Origin of the sequence: Spirosoma panaciterrae DSM 21099 (genome assembly GCF_000374025.1) — a bacterium.
In the GTDB taxonomy this organism is placed as follows: domain Bacteria; phylum Bacteroidota; class Bacteroidia; order Cytophagales; family Spirosomataceae; genus Spirosoma; species Spirosoma panaciterrae.
The window spans coordinates 104,412-127,195 of the sequence record NZ_KB893172.1 but is presented as its reverse complement, the minus strand read 5'-3'; the positions used below and the strand labels follow the sequence as shown (position 1 = coordinate 127,195).

16 protein-coding genes are annotated in these 22,784 nt (G+C 51.6%); 6 read left to right on the top strand and 10 right to left on the bottom strand.

What is annotated here, in order from left to right:
- Nucleotides 1–10: 10 nt before the first annotated feature.
- Nucleotides 11–3,046 (top strand): FAD-binding and (Fe-S)-binding domain-containing protein, encoded by a 3,036-nt coding sequence (locus B153_RS0100550; protein WP_020594695.1) that lies wholly within the window; start codon nt 11–13, stop codon nt 3,044–3,046.
- Between the two features lie 102 nt (nt 3,047–3,148).
- Nucleotides 3,149–4,201: a hypothetical protein gene (locus tag B153_RS0100545; protein ID WP_020594694.1), complete on the top strand. Its 1,053-nt coding sequence runs from the start codon at nt 3,149–3,151 to the stop codon at nt 4,199–4,201.
- 90 nt (nt 4,202–4,291) lie between these two features.
- Here B153_RS0100545 and B153_RS0100540 read toward each other — a convergent pair whose 3' ends face one another.
- On the bottom strand, nt 4,292–5,281 hold the full coding sequence (locus B153_RS0100540; RefSeq protein WP_020594693.1) for an RpnC/YadD family protein: 990 nt from the start codon (nt 5,279–5,281) through the stop codon (nt 4,292–4,294).
- Between the two features lie 89 nt (nt 5,282–5,370).
- Here B153_RS0100540 and B153_RS0100535 point away from each other — a divergent pair, with 89 nt between their 5' ends.
- Nucleotides 5,371–6,051 carry a 3-keto-disaccharide hydrolase gene (locus tag B153_RS0100535; protein WP_020594692.1) on the top strand — a complete coding sequence of 227 codons (681 nt, stop codon included), beginning with the start codon at nt 5,371–5,373 and terminating at the stop codon, nt 6,049–6,051.
- A gap of 118 nt (nt 6,052–6,169) precedes the next feature.
- Here the strand turns inward: B153_RS0100535 and B153_RS0100530 are convergent, their stop codons facing one another.
- Nucleotides 6,170–6,391: a hypothetical protein gene (locus B153_RS0100530; RefSeq protein WP_020594691.1), complete on the bottom strand. Its 222-nt coding sequence runs from the start codon at nt 6,389–6,391 to the stop codon at nt 6,170–6,172.
- 122 nt (nt 6,392–6,513) lie between these two features.
- Between B153_RS0100530 and B153_RS0100525 the strand changes: the two genes are divergently transcribed.
- The 3 genes from B153_RS0100525 to B153_RS0100515 all read left to right on the top strand — a co-directional run bounded on the left by B153_RS0100525 (nt 6,514) and on the right by B153_RS0100515 (nt 9,762).
- A complete protein-coding gene (locus B153_RS0100525) occupies nt 6,514–7,989 on the top strand; it encodes an acyl-CoA synthetase (RefSeq protein ID WP_020594690.1) in 1,476 nt (491 codons plus the stop codon).
- 3 nt (nt 7,990–7,992) lie between these two features.
- Complete coding sequence (locus B153_RS38665; protein WP_020594689.1) at nt 7,993–8,115, top strand: hypothetical protein; 123 nt, start codon at nt 7,993–7,995, stop codon at nt 8,113–8,115.
- A gap of 90 nt (nt 8,116–8,205) precedes the next feature.
- Nucleotides 8,206–9,762, top strand: coding sequence for a sodium:solute symporter family protein (locus B153_RS0100515; RefSeq protein WP_245564810.1), 1,557 nt, complete (start codon nt 8,206–8,208; stop codon nt 9,760–9,762).
- Nucleotides 9,763–9,926: 164 nt separating this feature from the next.
- Here the strand turns inward: B153_RS0100515 and B153_RS0100510 are convergent, their stop codons facing one another.
- The 8 genes from B153_RS0100510 to B153_RS0100475 all read right to left on the bottom strand — a co-directional run bounded on the left by B153_RS0100510 (nt 9,927) and on the right by B153_RS0100475 (nt 22,759).
- Nucleotides 9,927–11,267, bottom strand: coding sequence for a hypothetical protein (locus B153_RS0100510; protein WP_020594687.1), 1,341 nt, complete (start codon nt 11,265–11,267; stop codon nt 9,927–9,929).
- Nucleotides 11,268–11,388: 121 nt separating this feature from the next.
- Nucleotides 11,389–12,723, bottom strand: coding sequence for a hypothetical protein (locus B153_RS0100505; RefSeq protein ID WP_020594686.1), 1,335 nt, complete (start codon nt 12,721–12,723; stop codon nt 11,389–11,391).
- Nucleotides 12,720–14,216: a RagB/SusD family nutrient uptake outer membrane protein gene (locus tag B153_RS0100500; RefSeq protein WP_020594685.1), complete on the bottom strand. Its 1,497-nt coding sequence runs from the start codon at nt 14,214–14,216 to the stop codon at nt 12,720–12,722. Before B153_RS0100500 ends, B153_RS0100505 begins: the two co-directional genes overlap by 4 nt.
- 19 nt (nt 14,217–14,235) lie before the next feature.
- Nucleotides 14,236–17,607 (bottom strand): TonB-dependent receptor, encoded by a 3,372-nt coding sequence (locus B153_RS0100495; protein ID WP_020594684.1) that lies wholly within the window; start codon nt 17,605–17,607, stop codon nt 14,236–14,238.
- A 131-nt stretch (nt 17,608–17,738) separates the two neighbouring features.
- Complete coding sequence (locus B153_RS0100490; RefSeq protein WP_157634533.1) at nt 17,739–18,857, bottom strand: FecR family protein; 1,119 nt, start codon at nt 18,855–18,857, stop codon at nt 17,739–17,741.
- A gap of 70 nt (nt 18,858–18,927) precedes the next feature.
- Complete coding sequence (locus tag B153_RS0100485) at nt 18,928–19,566, bottom strand: RNA polymerase sigma factor (protein ID WP_020594682.1); 639 nt, start codon at nt 19,564–19,566, stop codon at nt 18,928–18,930.
- A gap of 215 nt (nt 19,567–19,781) precedes the next feature.
- Complete coding sequence (locus B153_RS0100480) at nt 19,782–21,239, bottom strand: sulfatase family protein (protein WP_026261812.1); 1,458 nt, start codon at nt 21,237–21,239, stop codon at nt 19,782–19,784.
- Between the two features lie 14 nt (nt 21,240–21,253).
- Nucleotides 21,254–22,759, bottom strand: coding sequence for an arylsulfatase (locus tag B153_RS0100475; protein WP_020594680.1), 1,506 nt, complete (start codon nt 22,757–22,759; stop codon nt 21,254–21,256).
- Nucleotides 22,760–22,784: the final 25 nt, after the last annotated feature.

Genomic DNA, 22,784 nt, shown 5'->3' with positions numbered 1-22,784 from the left:
CCTTTGGTATATGTTTCGTCTTCCTCATAAACCGCCCTTTGCCTCGCTGGAACCTTCATTCGAAGGCGACCTTTATTTCGATGAATCTCCCGAACACACCGCCCAGCGTTTACTCTACGCAACGGATGCCTCGGTCTATCAGGAAATGCCCATAGCGGTGGCCTTACCCAAGTCGGTCGCCGACATTAAACGGCTCCTGCGATTTGCGCAACAACATGGCCTGGGATTGATCCCCCGTGCCGCCGGAACCTCACTTGCCGGTCAGGTTGTAGGTAGCGGTATTGTGGTCGATATTTCTAAATACTTCGGAACCATTCAGGAAGTCAATGCCGCCGAGCGATGGGTTCGTGTACAACCCGGCGTTATCCGCGACGACCTGAACGCCTTTCTGAAACCGCATGGGCTGCTCTTTGGCCCCGAAACCAGTACAGCCAGCCGGGCTATGATTGGCGGTATGATTGGCAACAACTCCTGTGGCCTTCACTCCATCGTCTGGGGCACCACGCGCGATCATCTGCTCGAAGTTCGGGCCGTTCTGAGCGACGGTGCGGAAGTCACATTTGGCCCATTGACACAGGAGCAGTTCGACGCCAAATGCCGGGGCGAACATGTAGTCAGCCCACTCGAACAGCGCCTTTACGTACAATTCCGCGACTGGCTTTCCAAACCCGAAGTCCGGCAACACATTCGCGAAGGCTATCCAAAACCCACCGTCACCCGCCGGAATACGGGCTATGCACTGGATGCCCTTTTAAAATTTTGGGAGGAAAGGGAGGATGGACAAGAGGGAGGAAAGAACGATTCCCTTTTCTCCCACTCCTCCCCTTCGTCCCTTTCCTCTCCCCTTTTCAACTTTGCCAACCTCATTGCGGGTTCGGAAGGTACGCTCTGTTTCATAGTCGAAGCCAAGCTGAATCTGCTACCCTTACCTCCCAAAGAAACGGCACTGGTTTGTGCTCATTTTGCAACGATCCGTCAGTCACTGGAAGCCAATCTGGTGGCACTAGCGCATCAGTGTTCGGCTTCGGAGCTGGTCGATGATTACATTCTGCAACTGACCAAAACCAACATCGAACAAACCAAAAACCGGGCGTTTGTAGAGGGCGATCCCAAAGCGATTCTGATGGTCGAGTTTTTCGATGACACCAAAGAAGGCGTCAGCCTGAAGGCCAGCGCGTTTGTTACTGACCTCAGGGAAAAAGGACTGGGCTACACCTACCCGATTCTGTTCGATGACGAAACCAAGAAGCCCTGGGCGTTACGCAAAGCCGGTCTGAGCATCATGTACAATATTCCGGGCGACGAAAAACCGGCCAACGTGATCGAAGATACGGCTGTCGATGTACGTGACCTGCCCGATTATATCGATGAACTGGACCGGATGGCCTGGGAGAACCATGGGCTGAAACTCGAATATTCGGCCCATGCCGGAGCGGGCGAAATTCATGCGTTGCCACTCATCAACCTAAAATCGTCGGAAGGCCGGGCCAACTTCAGGGCGCTGCTGATGGATACAGCCCAGCTGGTCAAAAAATACGGGGGTTCCTTATCGGGGGAGCATGGCGACGGTCGGCTCCGGGGTGAATTCATTGCGTATATGCTTGGCCCCGAAAACTACCAGTTGTGCAAAGAGGTCAAGACCCTTTGGGACCCGCACAATACCTTCAACCCTGGCAAAGTTATCGACCCGCCCCCCATGAACGAGTCGTTGCGGGCGGAAGCCGATGTGGTGATTTCACAGCCTAAAACGGTATTCGACTTTTCGAAAGATGGCGGCCTACTCGAACTGGCCGAAAAATGCTCCGGTTCGGGCGACTGCCGTAAAACCGAAATTTCGGGTGGCACCATGTGCCCAAGCTACATGGCTACCCGACGCGAACGGGATACGACCCGCGCCCGTGCCAACATTCTCCGGCATTTTTACAGCAGCCAATCGGCCCCAACCGAACTCGACTACGAAGCGGCCAAAGAAGTACTTGACCTGTGTCTGTCGTGCAAAGGCTGTAAGGCCGAATGCCCGTCGAGTGTCGATATGGCCCGGATGAAGGCCGAATTTACCCAACAGCATTATCATGAAAAAGGCGTTCCATTACGGGCTAGACTCGTCGGCAACTTCACCAAACTGATGTCGCTGGCCAGTATCGCCCCCTGGGCTTACAACGCCATTTATAACGCCCCTGCTCTCCGCCGGGTCGCCAATCAGCTCGTCGGTTTCCACCCCGACCGAACGATGCCCCACCTATCCAGCACGACGCTGAAGCAATGGGTAAGGAGTAGAGGGCAAAGGGCCAATGTGGCTGCCCAATCCACGCCCCATGCCCAGCGCCCTATGCTTTTCTGTGATGAGTTCACCAATTTCAACGACGTAGAAGTTGGGCAAAAAGCGATTCAGTTGCTGGAACGGCTGGGCTATACGGTCACTATTCCCGACCATGCCGAGAGTGGCCGAACGTATTTGTCGAAAGGGTTGGTCGATGAAGCCCGTAAGCTCGCTATTCGGAATGTAACGCTGTTGAAAGACCAGATCACCGACCAGACGCCCCTGATCGGTCTGGAACCATCGGCCATTCTGACCTTCCGCGACGAATACCCCGATCTGGTACCTGCCGAGTTGAAAGCCGATGCCCAGCGTATTGCCAAAAACGTTTTTCTATTTGAGGAATGGCTGGCCCAGGAAGTTGACGCCGGTCGAGTAAACAAGAGTGTATTCACTACCGAAGCCCGGCTGGTAAAAGTACACGGGCATTGCCATCAAAAAGCCCTTTCTTCAATGGTTCCGGTGAAAAAGGTGCTTTCCTTACCTCCAAACTACAACGTACAACTCATTCCTTCCGGTTGCTGTGGAATGGCCGGGTCGTTTGGGTACGAAGCGGAACATTATGAGCTGTCGATGCAAATCGGTGAACTCGTTCTTTTCCCTGCTGTTCGAAAAGCCGAAGATGCGATCATTTCGGCAGCCGGTACAAGTTGCCGCCATCAGATCAAGGACGGCACTGGCCGGAAAGCTCAGCACCCCGCCGAGATTTTATTTGATGCGCTTATGTAACCCATTGGTACGGTAACGCGGGTAAGCTCTTTGCGTTACCATACCACAAAACTTTTTACGTTTCCATTAGTTCTCTTTAAACCTAAAACATTCACAGTTCTCATGGAAAACTCAAATTCATCAGCCCTCAGCGACGGCGCTCAACAGGCTAATCTGGTATCGAACGAAAATGCGGAAGCGATGTTTGGTGCGGATCAGGGGGAAACAAATATGGTCAAACTCGTCGACGGTAAACTGACCCCCATCGGTGATACCGACGATGACGTTGTGGACGAACAACTTCGCAATCGCTATAGCTCCGACGAAGAACGAACCGTCCAGGGTGATCCATTGCGAGGTAAAACCTACGAAAATTCCGAAGCCTCGTTGCATGTAGGCGAAGGTGTTGACGAAGCTGTTTTACCAAACGACCCAATTGCGGTTGCCGACATCACGGGAAATCCAGATGCGGGATCTACGGTAGCCACAGGCTTATCGTCGGAAGATGAATCACCGAATACGACCAGCACAGACTCGAAAACTACATCGACCAACTCGTTTGCTGGCTGGAATTATATGGGCGGCAACCAGCCCCTAGACGGAACGTCTGTCCAAAATATGATTCCCCCAACCCCCGGAACACCCGACCCAACGCAGCCGATTCCGCCAACGCCCGGTGTACCGCCGGAAACGCCCCCTACCCCGCCGACACCCGGTCCCGAAATTCCGGACCTGCCGGATACTCCTAAACCAGCGGTGCCAGACATACGGAATGAGGTTAATTCGTTGAGCACATTCACCGCTGCGGTAGCGGCTCCGGCAGAACCTAGGTCGATTAATGCCGAAAAAGGTACGCAATACGAGGGAATCCATGAGGATATAGCCGAAGCAGCAAAAGCCGTTCCGGGTACGGAGGAAGGTATGGAAGATGCACCCGACACGGGCGACTCGGCCCGGCCTTACGATGTAAACGCCAAAGATCCAGCTCAGAATCAACCAGGCGAACGACCTGAAGAAGGCCGGGAAGCAGAGAAGCTCCCCCGGGAAATGGCCGACGAAAGCAGTATTGCCGCGCAGGATATGATTTCCGGACCCGACCGTTCTGATCAGAAATCGACCGAAGGTCTCGACCGCAAATACAACGATCTGGACGCCACCCGCGACATGGCGACCTAGTGATTGAATACTCCTGAATCAAAAAGCGTCCAAAACAGTGAACGATTCCTGTCTTGGGCGCTTTCTGATTTAAGGAATCTTAATGAATGGCTATTCGGCAAGCTTACGTTTCACCGTTCGCACAAACTCTTCGGTTACGCTGGCGAAATTGGCGATTTCAGCATCGGTAAATTTCTCGGCCAACAAAAGATTCCTGACTACTTCAATGCTCTTTTGCTCAATACCTCGCCCAATACCTTTTTCTAAGCCTTGTTCAATGCCTTGTTCGATACCTTTCTCAATACCTTTTTCTAAGCCCTCTTCGTAAACCTCTTCGCGGGCTTCCTCTTTGGCTAACATTTTGATTGTGTCGATGATACCCATAGCTCTCTGCGTTCCGGTTAGTAGCTCAATCGCCTTATCAAAGTTACGATTTATGTCTGGATCACCAATGTAGACAAATGTCTTTAGAAAGAACAGAAAACGGCGAATTTGCTCACTGTCATATTGCTGGCTTCGAATCAACGCTTTGGCAATCGTCAGCCGCTGTTCACCCAGCTCTTTTTCAGGAATCTTACCTAACAACAACGCTTTCTGGGCAGCCAGTACAATGAGGGCAAACGGATTATCCATTGCCAGTAACTCACTCTCCGAATGATCGAGAATATGGTAGGCGTTGTATTTGTAGGTGATCTCAGTTCCTAAAAAGCTTTTGTGGTACAGATCTGGTCTAGGTTGAGTTTTACCCCCAGTAAACACCGCCAGGGCAACAATATCCACTCCATACCGATCATAAATACGGTACCAGTACTGCAACATCCGGTGCGCAAATCCGCGCGTATCATCACCCTGAATTTCCAGATGTACTAAAATCCATTCTTCAGTACCATCCAGCAACCAGGCTTTAACCAGCATATCAACAAACCGAGAACCGCCCTGCTTTTCCAGTTCGGGAAAGAGTTCGCTCAGTTCTTTATCCATGAACTCAAACCCTCGGTTCATGTCGAATAACTCGTCGGCCTCCGAAAAGAAAAATCGTAATAAATCAGGAAATGCCTCCTCAAAAGCGCTTTTTAATAAGATGTCATTCTTTCTACGCATCTGGCAAAGATAGAATTCACATAACAGGCTCAAAACATATAGTTAAAATTCACCATTTCAGTTACTTTTATCTCAAAATTCTAAACTCCATGAAACGATTACTGCTTCTCAGTGTACTGTTTTGCCCATTAGCATTCACAGCCCCTCCCAAATGGACTTCACTATTCGACGGAAAAACGATAAAAGGCTGGCATAGCTACCATAAAGATGGCGTGGTAGGCTGGTATGTCGAAGACGGAGCCATGACCCCCGATGGTACAGGTGGTGACCTGGTTACCGATAAAGAATATGAAAACTTCGAGCTGGAGTTTGAGTTCAAAATCCCCAAAGGCAGCAACAGCGGTGTGGTGTATAAAATCATCGACAGCCCAGATATTAAATCAACCTATATGTCGGGACCAGAGTATCAGGTGATCGACGACAAAGGGTATCTGGATGGCGATGGAAAACCCTACAAATTAAAAGATACACAGTTAACCGGTGCCAATTACGACATGATTCCTCCTGCCGATATGAATGTGGCAAAAGCACCCGGTGAATGGAACAAAGGCCGTATCGTTGTCAACAAAAACCATGTAGAGCACTTCCTGAACGGCAAAAAATTGGTCGATTATGAGTACGGCTCCGACAACTGGAAAGCCCTGGTTGCGAAAAGTAAGTTTGCCAACTGGCCGTATGCAACCCCTCACGCTAAAGGCAAAATTGCCCTCCAGAACCACAGCCCCAAAGAGCGCGTCTGGTACCGGAATATCCAGATTCGGGAATTATAATCGTAGTCATTTGCCTTCGGCGTCAAGGGTTGTCATTCATGGTCATTAGGTAGCCTTCCAATACATGACAATCTTTGATGCCGAAGGCAAATGACCACGAATGACTAACGAAACGGGCTCATTTCCCATTTTTCCAGTCATTCAATTTCCTGCGCAAAGCCTCAACAGCGTTTATCTTGTTATTGATGCCATTGACGATCAAATTCAAATAGGGTTTCTGCGGTGAATCCGTTGGCCGTGCAACGGTCAGAAACGCACTGGAGGCTGTTCGCTCAACGCATCGCCTATCCCCTTCCCATTTTGCCCCCGCTTCCAGTGCCCGCATGAGTATCCCAGCCATAGGAAGTTCAGAGAATAGACATTTTTAGGTAACTAACGACTCCGTATGCGTATCACCAATCTACTTGAAGGCCAACACGAGTTAATAGGGTAACAGGCTGCGATTCTTTCCTTTTGGTTTTTATGATTCATCTTATTGAACAGGCGCACCATCATTCGGCCAATACAGCCATCCTGGCTAATGGTCAAGCCTATACCTACACACAACTGCTTGACGATTCGGCAGCATTTAGCCAGCAACTGCTCAATGGCCAGACCGACCTTTCCGAAACACGCGTCGCGTTTATGGTCGAACCTGGCTACGACTATGTGCGGGTGCAGTGGGGCATCTGGCGGGCGGGCGGAATCGCGGTGCCACTTTGCATTACGTACCCATCCGCTTCGCTACAATATGTGATCGATGATACGGGTGCCAGCATCGTAGTAGCCTCTGCCCGATATGCATCTATTCTTCAACCCCTCGTCGAAGCCCGAAAGCTGCGTTTTGTCGAGTTGAGTCAGCCGGAAACCTATCCGACTGTTGAGCTACCCGATATTGATCCGCAGCGGGGAGCGATGATTCTATATACTAGTGGCACCACAAACCTGCCGAAAGGTGTGGTCAGCACCCATGCCAATCTGGAAGCGCAGATGAGTACGCTTATTGAAGCCTGGGAATGGCAACCAACCGACCACATACTCTGCGTATTGCCGCTGCATCATGTACATGGCATTGTCAATGTGATTGGCTGTGCCCTTTGGGCCGGAGCGTGCTGTGAATTTCTGCCGGAGTTTTCAGCAACCGCCGTCTTCAACGCTTTTCAGCAGGGAGCCATCAACCTGTTTATGGCCGTACCAACCATTTATTTTAAACTGATTGCGCACTGGGAAACGCTACCAGCCAACGAACAGCAAGCCCTCACAAACACCATGCGGTCGTTCCGGCTGATGGTTTCGGGTTCGGCAGCCTTACCCGTTACGGTTATGGAAAAATGGGAACGGGTCAGTGGTCATGTGTTACTGGAACGCTACGGCATGACCGAAATTGGCATGGCGATCAGTAATCCGTACCGGGGCAAACGCGTACCGGGTCATATCGGTCAGCCGTTGCCGGGGGTTGGCGTTCGCTTAGTGGATGAAGACAACAATCCGGTTGCCGACAGTCAACCCGGCGAAATACAGGTAAAGGGCCCAACCGTGTTCCGCGAGTATTGGCAGCGACCACAGGCTACGCAGGACGCTTTTACCCTAGACGGCTGGTTCCGTACGGGCGATGTGGCTGTTCTTGACGACGGGAGTTATAAAATTCTTGGACGCAGTTCCATCGACATCATCAAGTCGGGTGGGTACAAGCTGTCGGCGCTTGAAATCGAAGAGGTCTTACGAACCCATCCGGCCATTGGCGACTGCGGGGTTATCGGCTTGCCCGACGAAGAATGGGGCGAAATTGTAGGCGCAGTACTGGTAACGAAAGAACCGATTGACCTAACGGACCTGAACCAGTGGATGCGTACACAAATGGCGGCTTACAAAGTACCGCGTCATTACCGAATCGTAGCCGAACTACCCCGCAATGCCATGGGCAAAGTGACGAAGAACGACTTAAAACAAATTTTCTGACCAATGGATTTTCTGACCGCCTTTCCGTACTGGTTCATTATCGTGATCATGATTCTCAACGCCATTGCCGTGCAGTTTATGAACATCGACATCCGAAATGAAGATAAAAAGGAGGAAAGGGAATAAGGGGAAGAGAGGGAGAAAGGATTATACCTTTCCTGCCTTTCTTCCCCTTATTCCCTTTCCTCCCTTCTCCTCCCCTTACTCCCCTCTCCTATGACCTACTTCTCAGAACATGCTACGGTGCTACTTTGCATGGTAGTTTACCTGATCTCCCTCATCACCTTTGGCTGGTACCTGCAGCGGCAGGCCAGCAAAACCGTGGGCGAATACTACGTAGCCGATCGCCGGATACCCGGCTGGGTGGTATCGCTGGCGTTCTTTTCCACCTTTGTCAGCACCAACACCTACATCGGTCAGGCGGGCGAATCGTTCCGGTATGGGCTATCCTGGACCTGGGTGGGCGTTTTCTGGGCGGTATTCTGCATCATTTCCTGGCAGATTTTAGGGCCACGGATGCGGAATCAGAGCATCCGGCTGAAGTCGTTTACGGTGCCCGACTATTTTCAGTTGCGCTACCAGAGTCAGCTTTCGCGCAGCATCCGGGTGTTGTCGGCCGTGATTATTCTGTTTGCTACTGTCTGGTACATGACCGGTATTGCTAAAGGGTGTGCTCACCTGCTCCAGTCGCTGCTGGATATTCCGTATGCGTATGGAGCGGCTTTTATGCTGTTCTTCACCTGCTTTTATACCATTGCGGGCGGTATGTACGGCATTATGTGGACCGACGCCGTTCAGGGTATTCTGATGTTCATTGTGGCCATTATCATGCTGTCGCTGCCGTTCATCTACGTGGGTGGGTATGATGCGTTGATGGCTAAAATCGCGGTTGTCGATCATGTATCCAAGAAAGGAACACCTATCGGCAATGGCCTGGTAACGTTTGGACAACTGACCTCATTTACCTACATCGTGGGGATTGGGCTGTCAATTGGCATGAAACAGATTTCCGAACCTAAGCTACTGATCCGGTTCTACACCGTGAAAGATAAGGCCGGGATGAAGTTTGCCATGACCTGGACGCCCATTTTCATGGGGGTTTCGCTCGTATGCGTTATGGGGCTGGGAGCATTGGTACACGGCATGGTCAGCAGTGAAGAAGCAGCCCAACTCATCAACAATACCGACGAAGTGGTGGGCTTTATGCTCAAGAAATTCAATAATCCCCTGATTAGTGGTATCTGCCTGATGGGACTATTTGCGGCTGGGATGGCAGCTCTGGCGTCGGTTACGTTGGTCGTGGGAACTACCCTTGTGAAAGACATCTGGAACGTCTGGAAACCGATGCCCGTCGAGAAAATTATCCCCCGGACAAAGGTGGTTATGCTACTCTACTGCATCATCGTGTATTATTTCACCATCTTCCCACCTGCCGATGTGGTCGAATTGTCCGCCTTTGCCGGTTCGGTCTATGTAGCCAGTTTCTTCCCAACTATTTTTGGCGGATTATATTTCCGCTGGGGAACCGATCTGGGTGCCGTTGCATCCATGCTGGCGGGTATCGTGGTCAATATTCTCTGGCGATTTGGCGTCCGAACCCGTTACGAGAGCCTGGGCGATATTCATGAAGTATTCCCGGCCTTTCTGGCTTCGTTTGTGGCCTATATACTGGTGAGCCAGCTAACGGCCCAACGAAAACCGACACCAGAGCATCTGACTACGGTTTTCGGTGAAGCACCCAAGCTTGACTTTGTCCAGTCTATCAATCGGTAGAACCGATTTTCGTTAGCGATACATGAATCATAAATCACCCGGCAGATAACCACCGGGGATTTACCAAACCAACCTATCGATGCGATGGACCGTACTGATTAGTATGATGATGATTGATTAAGATCTGTGTAAATCATCATCATACTAATCAGTACGGTCCATCGCTACGGTTCTATCAGTTTATTCATCTTTGCTTCGTAATATGCCGGAATCACGACAAAAAATCGGGCGGTGTATAGCTGCTTCCAGTCGTAATGTGTTAAGGCCCCCGTCAGATCGGCCTGGTACTGGCTGATCAATGCCTTGTTGCCCGACAGCAGTACAATCCAGCAGGCCCATAGAGGCTCCCGCATGTGTTTGTCTTCGTACACGCGAGCGGGCGACAGTTTGGCCCATTCGCGTCCCTGCTGAAGCGCCAGTTCCAGCGTCGTAGCAATATCGGGCTGGGGTTTCCAAAAGTCATTCAGTGATCGCCAGTTTTCGTTGAAACCAATTGTGTGCTGGTTATCGAAGTGTTTATACCGAGACAGATGCAGAGCGGCTTTTTCGGCGGTTCGGTTCAGTCCCTGCCGAAATTTTTCACGAATGGCTGGCGCCTGTTCCAGTTCGATCAGCGCCTTCAGATTGGCCTGGGATATCCCCGTAATCCAGAATTCGTTTTCGGTAGCGTTCCCTTTGTCGGGATTGGCTGTTTCGTACGGAATTCCCTGGGCGCACAATTCCAACCGGGTCATTGAATCGCCTTCAGGTATTTCATTCAGTCGTCGGTAATACCCATCCAGCCATTTTTTGTCTTGCGTTAGATCATACAACGCCCGATAGATGAACACCAATCGAGCCGAAATTCGGCAGCCTTTGTCAGTCAGGTTGCCACGAAAACCATAGCCTTCGCGGTCGCAGGGAAGTTTCCAGTCTGCTTTTTCAAGGGCATTACCTACTTTTTCGACCAATTGAATAAGCTTCTGCTGCTCGGCCCGATCGGGGATTCCACTTTTGATGTACCGCCACATGCCGTAAAACCACGGCCCAGTCTGATCGTCTGACCCGGCAACATGATGGCTCTGGCCATCCTCCGCAACTCCCCGCGCAATAAACCCCGGTACATGCCCAATGGTAGCCAGCCGAACCAGTCCATCGGCTATGTTACGAGCCTCAAGTGCATCTTCCCGCTTCCGACTGATCTTCCAGCGATTGCATAAGCCCTCGATGTAAATACCATTGAAAAAGGCCCCATTTTCTATCGGTGAAAACCAGGATAAGCCGTTTGGTTTATCGGTTTTACATTCTTCAGCCGTCGGAATAAAGATAGTCCCATCCCGCCCTGCGTAGTCGTATAGGATTCCATACTTCGGGCTGATAAATCGCCGATTTAGCTCCTGACGCGCCCGCTCGATCTGCTGTTCAAGGGCAGAAGGGGCGGTTATAGATGGCTTTGATTGAGCGTAAACCGCCGAAGTGCAGCACAGGCAACCCATCAAGAGCCAGTAATAAAAAATGCTTTTCATGGAGTTTGTTCAAAATTTGAGCATATGATTTTGTCATGCTGACGAAGGAAGCATCTTAACGTATCCTGATGCATGATTGATGAAGCTTTAAGATGCTTCCTTCGTCAGCATGACAAAATTCTTATCGTGATTTCTCCATCTTCTGAAGCCGAAACCAAACGGCTTCAGCGGGAAAGAACTGCGAGTAATACAGCTTATCGTATTGAAAATGCCCAATGGCCCCCAGTATCTCGTCCCGGTATTGGTCCATAAGCGATTTATCCGGCGCTAAGGTGACGATCCACGACATCCAGAGCGGCTCCCGCACAAAACCCAGTTCCTGATTCCGGCGCGGAGACAGCTTCACCAACTCGGCTAGTTGCGTAGCTGAAACATCCAGAGCTTCCTGTTCACTGTGTTGCGGTTTCCACCATCGGTTCAGTTGCCGCCAGTCGTGCAAATAGGGTTTCAGGTCATGGTTGTCCAACTGATGCCAGCGGCTAATGTCGGCAGCAGCACTACGGGCGCTAGCGTTCAGCCCCTGTTCATACGCCTGCTTCATAGCCGGGTCGGTTTCCATTTCCCAGAGCGCCCGCACATCCACGGTACTCGTAACCCCCGTCCAGCGAAATTGCTTCGGCACATCGAACCTCATCCCATCCGCGCAGATTTGCAGCCGAGTTCGGCGAGGTTCCCCACCCATTTCAGCGGCCGCTTCCCGATACAGGTTACCCCATTTCGGGTTGCTCGTCAGTTGATGCATGGCTTTCAGAATGAACAGCAGCCGGGGGGCACCTTCCCAGGTAAAAATGGCAAAGTTGTTTCGATACCGGGCGGGCGCATACGATAGGGTTGGCAGCCGCCAATTGGTCGATAGCAACACGTTTGCTACTTCCTCCATTTTAGCGATGATCCGCCGACGCTCGGCTGGTTCGGCCATATCGGCATAGAGATACCGCCATAGCCCATAAAACCAGGGTGATGTCTGATCATTGGAACCCATCGAAGGTGGTGTTTTGCCATCAGTCGCTACACCACGGCCAATAAAACCGGGGGTATCGCCCACCGACGCCAGTAACAACAACCCCTGCACCAGCTTGCGGGCTTTTTGTCGGTCGGCCTCCTGATGCTGATACAACCACCGCTGACAAAGTCCATCCAGATACAGTCCGTTGAACATGGAACCGTTTTCGGTCGGTGTCCACCAACCCAGTGCGTTAGGTTTATTCTGCCGAAACTCATCCGCTGTTGGTCGGTCGAAGTGGCCGTTTTCATCGGCAAAATCGATCAGGATGTTATGTTCATCCACAAACCGACGCCAGATTTCCTGGTGTGCTTTTTCCATGTTCAGGCTATCGGCCGTTCCCAAAGAGGCAGCCCAGTCGGGAACCAGCGATGCCGTTGGCAGGAACGCACTCAACCCAATCAAAACCAACCCGGCAACGACCAGATTACCTACTTGACCAAGTCTGTTCATTTCCAGTCCGGGTTCTGTTCGAGTTTGGGATTGGCCCGGATTTCATCCATCGGAATGGGATAATAGCGGTGTTTTGCCTGCGGAGTTCGTACCGGATACACCTCATTGACCGCCTTCGGAATTACGGAAAGGAACGTATTCGTACGGGTTAGGTCGAACCAGCGGTCACCTTCAGCAAAAAACTCCCAGCTTCGCTCCTGCAATACCGCACTGATAAAGTCGTCTTTGCTCAGCCCTGCTTTCAAATCGGCCAGTCCAGCCCGTTTCCGAATGGCGTTGATGTACTGATAAGCCGTTGCAGTTGGACCATTCTGCCGCGCTTCAGCTTCGGCCGCAATCAGATACATATCAGCCAGCCGCAGCATTGGTACATTGTTCCGCCCTTTCGCTCCGATTGAGTTTTTGTCCATGTACTTTTTGATCAACACGCCCTTCACCGTATAGGGGGTAATGTCTTTTTGCGGAATCACCTTTCCGGCTACACTAACGTAAGTCGTATCGAGCAACTGCCGCCGTTTATCTTTCGGGTCGAAGGAGTCGAAGAACGATTGGAAGGCGAACAGCGAACCGAAGGTTGAGTTGCCATAGTCGCGTCCGGCACTGTTTGGCGGGCCACACAAACCCATCATCGTTGTGGCTCGGGCTTTTGTACTGTAATCGCCCTCAAAGGCAAACATATTTTCCTGCCGGGCCAGGTCTTCTTTGTCGACGTTATACAGATCCAGTACATCGGCCATCAGGCTATATTTCCCGGAGTTGATTACCTCAATGGCTTTCGCTTTGGCCGTTGCCCAATCCTCAGCGTACAAGGCCGCTTTGGCGTATAAGCCTGTAGCCGCTTCTTTCGATGGCCGCCCTTTCACCGTCGACGCTGAATAGGAAGGCAGCTTGGCAATGGCGTCGTCCAGGTCTTTAAAAATCTGTTTGTACACATCCGCTTTCGGGCTTTTAGCCACCAGCGCATCCGATTCACTTTTGCTGGGCGATGTCCGAATCACCACATCCCCAAAGCTTTTGGTGAGCGTAAAATGGTATAGCGCCCGCAAAAATTTAGCTTCAGCCACAATCGCATCCCGGCGCGTAGCCTCCATAGAAATAGACGGTACGCGCTCGATGACCCAGTTTGCATTTTCGATGCCTTTATAGCAAAACTGCCATAAACCCAGTGGGCTCTCGGCCGTACGCCCAAAGCTCTTGGAGGACGAATAGTCGGAATCGTAGCTGTAGAGGGCAAAGACATTACGACCTACGACTGGCTTTACCCAAAGCTGATCGGCAGCAAAATCGGAGGCCAGCACCATAGGTGCCTGATCGAACAGGTCGTTGATAGACCCATAGGCGGCAGTCAGGGCGGCTTCGGCATCTTGCGAACTCTTGTAAAAATCGGTGGTGATCACGGACGAATACACCGTTTCGTCCAGACTCTGACAGGCACTGGCACACACAGCGACGAAAAACGCGGCCAGGGTAGATTTAGAAAAATATCGTTTCATAAAAGTCAGGAGTTAAGGGTCAGAACGTACACTGAAGGCCAACGACATACGATTTAGCGGCTGGGTACGTACCATTGTCGTAGAACAGGGCATTGGAGCTTCCGTAGTTATTCGATTCGGGGTCCCAGCCCTGGTAGTTGGTGATGGTAAACAGGTTATTGCCACTGACATAGGCCCGAATGCTTTTGCTGAATTTGGTACGCGGAAGGTTATAGGCCAGCGTCAGGTTCTTGACCCGGATGTAGGAATTATCCTCTACCCAGCGGTCGCCCACGGGCAGGTTAGTTCCCTGTGCAGGTTTCACATACTCGTTGTTGGGATTGGTGGCCGACCAGCGATTGGCCATGCCTTCCAGCAGATTGACCTGCCCCGAAGGGGTTTCGAACGTAAACCGGAACCCATTGAACAATCGACTCCCCTGTACACCCTGCACAAACCCGCTCAGTTCGAAATTCTTGTATTTCACCGAACTCGAAAACCCGAAAAAGTACTTGGGTTGTGCATTGCCGACAATCACCTGGTCGTCGGTACTGATCTTACCATCGCCATTAACGTCCTTAATTTTGAATCCACCCGTTCGGGCATCATAACCGGGTAAAAACGTCTCGCCCGTCTGGTTGATGCCGTCCAGGATGTAGGTACGATACACACCCAGCGGATAGCCGACTTTCAGAATCGAATAGCTCGACAAAGCCAGTTCCTGCTGCACACCATCCAGCGCCAGCACTTTATTTCGGTTAAACGTGATATTTCCGGCGGCTTCCCATTTGACCGTTCCTGTCAGAATCTTTCCACTGATGCCCAGTTCAAGGCCTTTGTTCTCGATGGAACCGTAGTTGCCCGTGATGGTCGTATAGCCCGACGACCAGGGCAACGCTTTGGTGAACAACAGGTTATCTGTGCGTTTATGGTAATAATCGGCGACCACATTCAGGCGGTTGTTCAGGAAAGCCAAATCGACGCCAATGTCAAGCTGAGTAGCCTGCTCCCATTTCAGATCGGGATTGGCGATGCTGGTTGGGTTGATGCCCGTCTGGACGTTGTTATTGAAGTTATAGTTGTATCCCTGCCCGCTCACCGTTGCCAGCGACTGGTACGACCCGATGGCACCCGCATTCCCGGTTACGCCATAACTCGCTCGTACTTTCAGGTCGGTGATAAACGTGACGGGTTTCATAAAATCCTCTTCAATAACTCGCCAGGCACCCGATATAGCCGGGAAAAAGCCGTATTTGTTGTTTGCTCCGAATTTGCTCGACCCATCGATTCGGCCCGTCAGGTCCAGAAAGTACCGATCCTTGAAACCATACGAAACCCGCCCCAGATACGACATCAGGCTGCTTTTACTGCGCGAACTGGATAAGGCATAGACCGTCGCATTACCCGTCGAGTAGTTTTGGGTAAAGTCGTTACCGAAGCCAGAAGCCGTCTGGTTATTCGTTTGTAAAATGTCGGATTGGGTCGCGTATACGGCAGTGATATTGAGCGAATGGTTCTGGCGAAAAACGTTCCTGTACGTCAGGATGCTTTCGTGCAGTAAGGACCGAAAATAGCTGCTATTGTTACTGGCGATTCCGTTGACGGCATTGGGGTTATTGAGCGAAATCGAATCGACAATGGAGCGGGGGGAGTACTGCTCCTGCAACCCAGATGTCAGATCGGCGTTGAAACTGGCCCGGTACGTAAGCCCTTTGACAATGGCTACTTCCAGATACAGATTGCCGAGTAAGCGGTTGGTGGTCGTGTAATCTTTTTTGGCTAGTTCACCCATTGGGTTGACCGTTTCCCGGTAGCGGCCATTCATCTGATCGGCAAAGGAATACACGCTACCATCGGGCCGAAACGGAAGTAATACCGGCGGAGCGGCCACCGCCCGACCCAGAATTCCCTCACGGGCGCTGGTCACGTTCACCCCCGTCCCGCCCGCATTGACCCGATTTTCGTTCGTAACGGTATAGTACAGGCTGGTGCCAAGTTTGAAGCGGTCATTGATCCGGTGGTCAATATTGGCCCGAAACGCATACCGTTTGTAATTGGTCGATTTGATGATGCCATCCTGATTGAAGTAATTGGCTCCCAGTGCAATCTGGGTTTTGTTGTTCCCACTGGTAACCGACAACTGGTGGTTCTGGATCATCGCTTTTCGGAAGATCAGATCCAGGTAATTCGTCCCTTTACCGATACTGGCCGGATTCGGGTATATAACGGTAGGGCTATACGTGTCGTTTTCTAACTGAGCAAACTGCGAGGCATCCAGAATGCTCAGCTTTCGGGTGGTTTCCTGCTGGCCTACATAGCCATCATACGTCACATTGGTGACCCCGTCTTTTCCCCGTTTGGTCGTAATCAGGACTACGCCGTTAGCGGCTCGGGCTCCGTAAATAGCAGTGGCAGCCGCATCTTTCAGCACCTCCACCGACTCAATATCCGACGGGTTGATCTGGGACAGTGGGTTAGCCGCATTAACCGCCGAAGTAGCCGAAATTTGAATACCATCGATTACGTAGAGCGGTTCCGAGGTTCCGTTGATCGAGTTGGTGCCCCGAATCCGTACGCTGATGTTGCCCCCCGGTGTACCCGAATTCTGACGCATATCGAGACCAGGCACACGCCCCTGAATCCCCTGTGCCAGATTGGCAACGGGTGTCACTTTCAACTCCTCGGCTTTTACCGACGCGATCGAGCCCGTGATCGAACTCTTGGTTCGTGTACCGTACCCTACCACCACCACTTCACCCAGGGCTTTGGTATCAGGCGCTAATTGCACATCGACAGTCGAACGGCTCCCAATGGCAACCTCCTGATTCAGATAACCCACAAACGAAAAGACCAGTACAATACCGGATTCATTATCGGGAATAGAAAGTCGATAGCGTCCTTCGGCATCGGTAGTTGTCCCACGCGTGGTGTTTTTAACCACAACGCTTACACCGGGTAACCCCTGCCCGGTTTCGCTTTTTACCGTACCTGTGATAGCTCTGTCGGCTGTTTCCAGATGCGTCTGCGATGAACCCGTATCGCCCACATCATCGGCCGACGGGCCGGGAACAATCGCAATCTGACTGCCCGTTACCACATACCGCAGTTGCAGGGGTTTCAACAGCCGTTCCAGAATATCGGCCAGTTTTTCGTCCGTCGCTGCCAGCGATACTTTCCGGTCAATCTGGACAATCTGCCGACTATACACGAACTTGACATGCGCGGTTTTTTCTAGTGACTGTAAGGCCTGCCGGAACGTGTTGTTATCCAGCCGGATACTAACTCGCTGGTCGAGGAGTTCCTGGGCGTTAGCCGCCAGAACGCTGTTGACCAGCCATACCGTAAGCAACAATTGGAGTAGCGAGATTCGCATAAGCATCCGAATCGTTTCGTGATTTGTAAACTTGTACATAACTTGGGGGTAGTTCTAGTTATTCCGGGCAAAGGAGTAGCTATACCGGTCGGCGGTGGCCCGAAAAAGCCGCCAGATCGGTCAAGTTCGCCCGTTATGTTGCAGCATAGCGGGCTTTTTAGTAAGAAATTTTAGCAGCCTTTGCTGGTAATAATGATGCGGGCATCCACCACTTCGTACGAAGCACCGATGGAAGCACATAACAACTGAAGCTGATCGTATAGCGAAACACCCGCCAGGGATGCCGTTAGCGTACAATGCCGCAGCGCCGACGCGTCGTAAATAATCTCAACCCCATATGCTTTCTTTAGCCGCTCAAAAACCGCTGTCGCCGGGGTATCGTCAAACGTGAAGGTTTCCGGTGTTTCGGATGTCGAGGGAAGCAGGGTCGGTTTAGCCACCAGTTCTTTCTGATAACTCCCCTGATTGGCATCATACGTCACCTGTTGATTGGCTGTCAGGACAACACCTGCCTTCGGCACATTCGGTAATGATTCCGCCGAATTCCAGTCTTGCTGATTCATGACGGAGACCTTCCCCGATAGTACGGATACCCTCATACGGGTTTCTCCGGGTCGGGCCTGTACGCGGAACCGGGTACCCAGTACGCGCGTTACCAGGGTTCCGCTATAAACCAGAAACGGGCGTTTCCCTTCGTGAACAACCGAAAACAAAGCATCGCCTTTCAGGTGCACTTCCCGCTTATACGAATCAAAGGTGTGTGGATAGGAAGCCTGGCTATGCGCCATCAGGGTCAACTGGCTCCCGTCAGGTAAGGAAAGTTGTACAGGTTGCGAGGTGCCATTGACCTGATTCACCCAGTCATTAGTGGTAGACGTATCGACCGCAGACGAGTTATGCGCTAAAGTGGTCGAGGTAGTTTCATGACGATTGTACAGAACCCATCCACCAACCCCCAATATAAGCAACACCATAGCCGCTACCAGCCATTGGTACTGCGTCCATAGGTTTCGCTGAACGGACCCGTTCGATTGTACGGGGACATGCCGGGTTAGCTTCACAATCCGTTCGACCTCCAGTTGCTCCTGCTCCGCCGAAAGACTATGCGGACGATTTTTGAGCGCTTCGGCCATATCCTTCGCCAACAGCAGGGTGTCGCGCTGGTCGGGATGCTGTTGTTGCCATTGCTCCCAGAACTGACGGGCTTCGGGCTGGTTGTGTTTCACCCAAGCCAGAAACCAGCGATCAGTCAGAAAGTCTTCGACGGTATACTGTTGATACGCTTTCATATCGTGTGGGAGTAAGCCATTTCGGTTGTTAATAGAATCGTTTTTCGGGTTGATACTCAGCACACAGCCATTATTTTGTAAACGATTCGTGCAGCAACCAGCCCGCCAGTAGCGATAACAGCGACGGCCAGCTTTCCCGCAAACGTGTCAATCCCCGATGCAACAGATTGGCCACCGACTGCTTGTTGACGACCAGTATATCGGCAATCTCCTCATTCGATAGCTCGGCATAAAATTTCAGGTGAATGGCTTCCCGTTGTCGGTCCGATAGTTGCGCGAGCAAGGCATTGAGCCGGGCCGTCTGATACTCCGACAATTCGGTATGAATCAGCGCCTGTTCGGCCGTTATTTCATCCGAACTCACGTCATCGAATGGGATATAGTCTTCGTTCACGACTGCCGAATGGCGCATCACTTCCCGATGAATTTTGCGCCGAAGTGACTTATAGAGATACGGTCGGATGTAAGGTGTCTGCACGATCTTGTGCCGATACGTCCATAAGTCCAGAAACAGGTCTTGCAGGCAATCTTTCAGCAGATCGGAATCGCGGGTGAAACGGCCACCGTAAAAGTGCAGTTCCCGATAAAAATGCTGAACCAGCCCCTGAAAAGCCGCTTCCTGCCCCTCCCGGAACTGTTGCCAGAGTAAGGTTTCGTCGGTTCGCTCCCAGGTGCGCTGTGCAGAATGACTCAGGTCGGGCTTCAGCATAATCTCTCCTCGTTATCCGTAATTGATGAATAGCCATTTGGCTGATAATCGGGTGGATATGCTGGTTAATAGGGGCGATAATTCAAATAATACTCAGGATTGTGCAAAAATTATTGAAAAAATAAAAGTACCTAACTGCCTACGGGATTTGAGATATTCCTCAGAAATCCGAAAGCAGTTAGGTACGTGTTTATAGAATACGACGTTGAGTCTGGCTACTGCGTAATCCGACCCGGTTCGCGGAGGTTGGTACCTGCCCGTTTTTGTAGGTCGTCCCCTAGATCAGCGCGGGCCTCTTCGGCTATCTTTTCCAGTTTGGCAACAATTTCAGGATGCTGTTCCCGAACATCGTAGCGCTCACCCGGATCACGACGGAGATCATACAACCCTGCCGAAAACTCGTGCGTTTCGGTACTGGGCCCTGGCTTCCCGTTCTGCCCCGGCAGAAACCCTTCGTAGGTACGACCCGGATGCGCTAACACCAGTTTCCAATCCCCTTCACGAACAGCTTCCAGGCTGTTTTTACGGTAATAATAGTAGAATTTGTCGCGGGGGGTTACCGAATTATCGCCTTTGAGTAGGGCAATCCAGTCCACACCATCGATGCGATTTTTGGGCAATCGGGCACCGCAAAGCTTGGTTACCGTCGGCAGAATATCCAGCGTGGTCAGGAGTTTGTTACACACGCGACCTGCCGGAACCACACCCGGCCAGCGAACCAGGCAAGGCACCCGGTGCCCGCCCTCAAACGACGTTCCTTTCCCTTCGCGGAAACCACCCGACGAACCGGCATGATCGCCATAGTTGAGCCAGGGGCCATTGTCGCTGATGAAAATGACCAGCGTATTCTTATCCAGATTCTGCTTTTTCAGTTCTCCCAAAATCTGCCCCACCGACCAGTCCAGTTCGGTCAGCACGTCGCCAAATAATCCCCGGGCCGTTTTTCCTTTAAACTTATCCGAAACCGCCAGCGGTACGTGCGGCAGTGGGTGCGGCACATACAGGAAGAAGGGAGCATTTTTGTGTCGCCGGATAAACGATAAAGCTTTTTCAGTCACCGTCGAGGTAATCTTGCTGGCATCGTTCAGGTCCTTGATTTCTTCTTTGGGTTCGTTCCCTTCGATCCAGTTCAAAGGTGGATAGTGTGCCTGCGCCTGTGCCGGGTGCAGCGGCCACATATCGTGCGAGTACGGCACACCATAATATTCATCGAATCCCTGCTGAAGCGGTAAAAACTGTTTCCGATCGCCCAGGTGCCATTTCCCGAAAATACCCGTTGCGTACCCACGCTCTTTGAGCAGATCGGCCAGGGTTTCTTCATTGGGGTTCAGGCCAATGGGTGAATTCGGCCCTAGTGCGCCCGAAATACCCAGACGGTTGGGATAACAACCTGTCAACAGAGCCGCCCGCGACGCGCTACAGACCGCCTGAGCCACCAGGAAGTTAGAGAAGCGAGATCCCTCAGCAGCCATTCGATCCAGATTTGGGGTAGTGTAGTCGAGCGCCCCGGTTACGGATAAATCGCCATAGCCCATATCGTCCATAAAAAATAGCACGACATTGGGTGGCGCTGGTGCTGGTTTTTCGACCCAGGCACTAATTAGTAAACCAACACCCACTAAAGCGAAGGTGCTTAGTAACAAATGAGACAATCGTCGGGGAAGTACGTTCATAAAAGGTAGTTTTATTAAAATTTCGGGTTGATAATCTCCCACTCATTGACATGCGTTGGTCTGTGTTCTTTGGCGACGATCGCATCAAACTGACGCAGCAGATCAGGGTGTTGAGCCGCCACGTTGGTTGTCTCGCTGACATCGCCCGACAGATCGTACAGTTCCCAGGGGGTAGCCCGGTTTTTCCGCAAATTAGTCTTTACCGCTTTCCAGTTGCCCATCCGAATAGCCAGTTGCCCACCTTTTTCGGGATACTCCCAATACAGGAATGGGTGTTGCTGCTGGCGGGTCGGCTTTCCAAGCAAAGTCGGCAAAAACGAAACTCCGTCGGTAGTAAGTGGTTGTTTATAGCCGATCAAATCAGCCAGGGTAGCCAGCAAATCATATTGGACCGAAACCTGATCCGTGACCTGTCCAGCTTTGATTTTCCCGGGCCATCGAGCCAGCATAGGTTCCCGAATGCCGCCTTCGTATACATCCATTTTTAAGCCCCGCAACTTACCGACGCTGTTGAAATACGCAGCTTCTACCCCACCGTTGAAGGTAGCGCCATTATCGCTCGAAAACATGACCAGCGTGTTGTCGTCCAGCTTCAGCTCTTTCAGCAACTGCATAATCTGCCCCACTTTCGTATCCATGTAGGTGATCATGGCGGCATAGGTGGCGCGGGGGTAGGGCGTTGATGCATAACTCTGCTGGCCTAAGTACGGCTTATCGTCAAATTTATCGGCATACTCCTTAACAGCCGCTTCGGGTGCCTGCAAGGATGCATGGGGTACGGTAAATGGCAGGTACAGGAAGAAGGGGCCATTTTTGTTTTGCCGGATAAAGTTCTGCGCTTTCTGGGCCATCTTATCAATGGCATAATCGTTGCCCCGATAGTAGGCAAAAGCGTCGGGTGTGGCCGTTTCGGGCGTTAATTTCCGGTGTACATCGATGACGGGATTGTTCAGACGATCGGGTTTACCATTTTCCCAAAGGTGCGTCGGATAGTAATTATGCGCCTGTTTCTGATCCAGGTAGCCGTAGAAATAATCGAAGCCCTGCTCATTCGGATTGCCCGTTGTATTGGCCATACCCAGTCCCCATTTGCCAATACAGGCCGTTTTATAGCCGGATTGTTGCAGCATCCGACCAATAGTAAACGCACCGGGGTACAGCGGCATCTGGCCCCCTTCCAGCGAATCGGCAAATCCGCCCATCTCGTAGTTTCCCCGGATGTAGGCATGGCCGCCATGTTTACCCGTCAAGAGCATACAGCGGGCGGGCGCACATACGGGCATACTGGTGTAATGCTGCGTAAACCGCATCCCTTCGCGAGCAATCTGGTCCAGGTTTGGTGTTCTGATTTTCTGCTGTCCGTAACAGCCCAACTCGGCATAGCCCAGGTCATCGGCATAAATGTAAATGATATTGGGTGGACGGACAGGCGTAGCTTGTTGAGGCCGATACGCCGTCAACAAGCCACCTGCCAGCAGGAGTATAAAAAAAACGTTGAGTAAAGACCGTAGTTGCTTCATGATTTAGCTCTTAGGCGATGGGTTA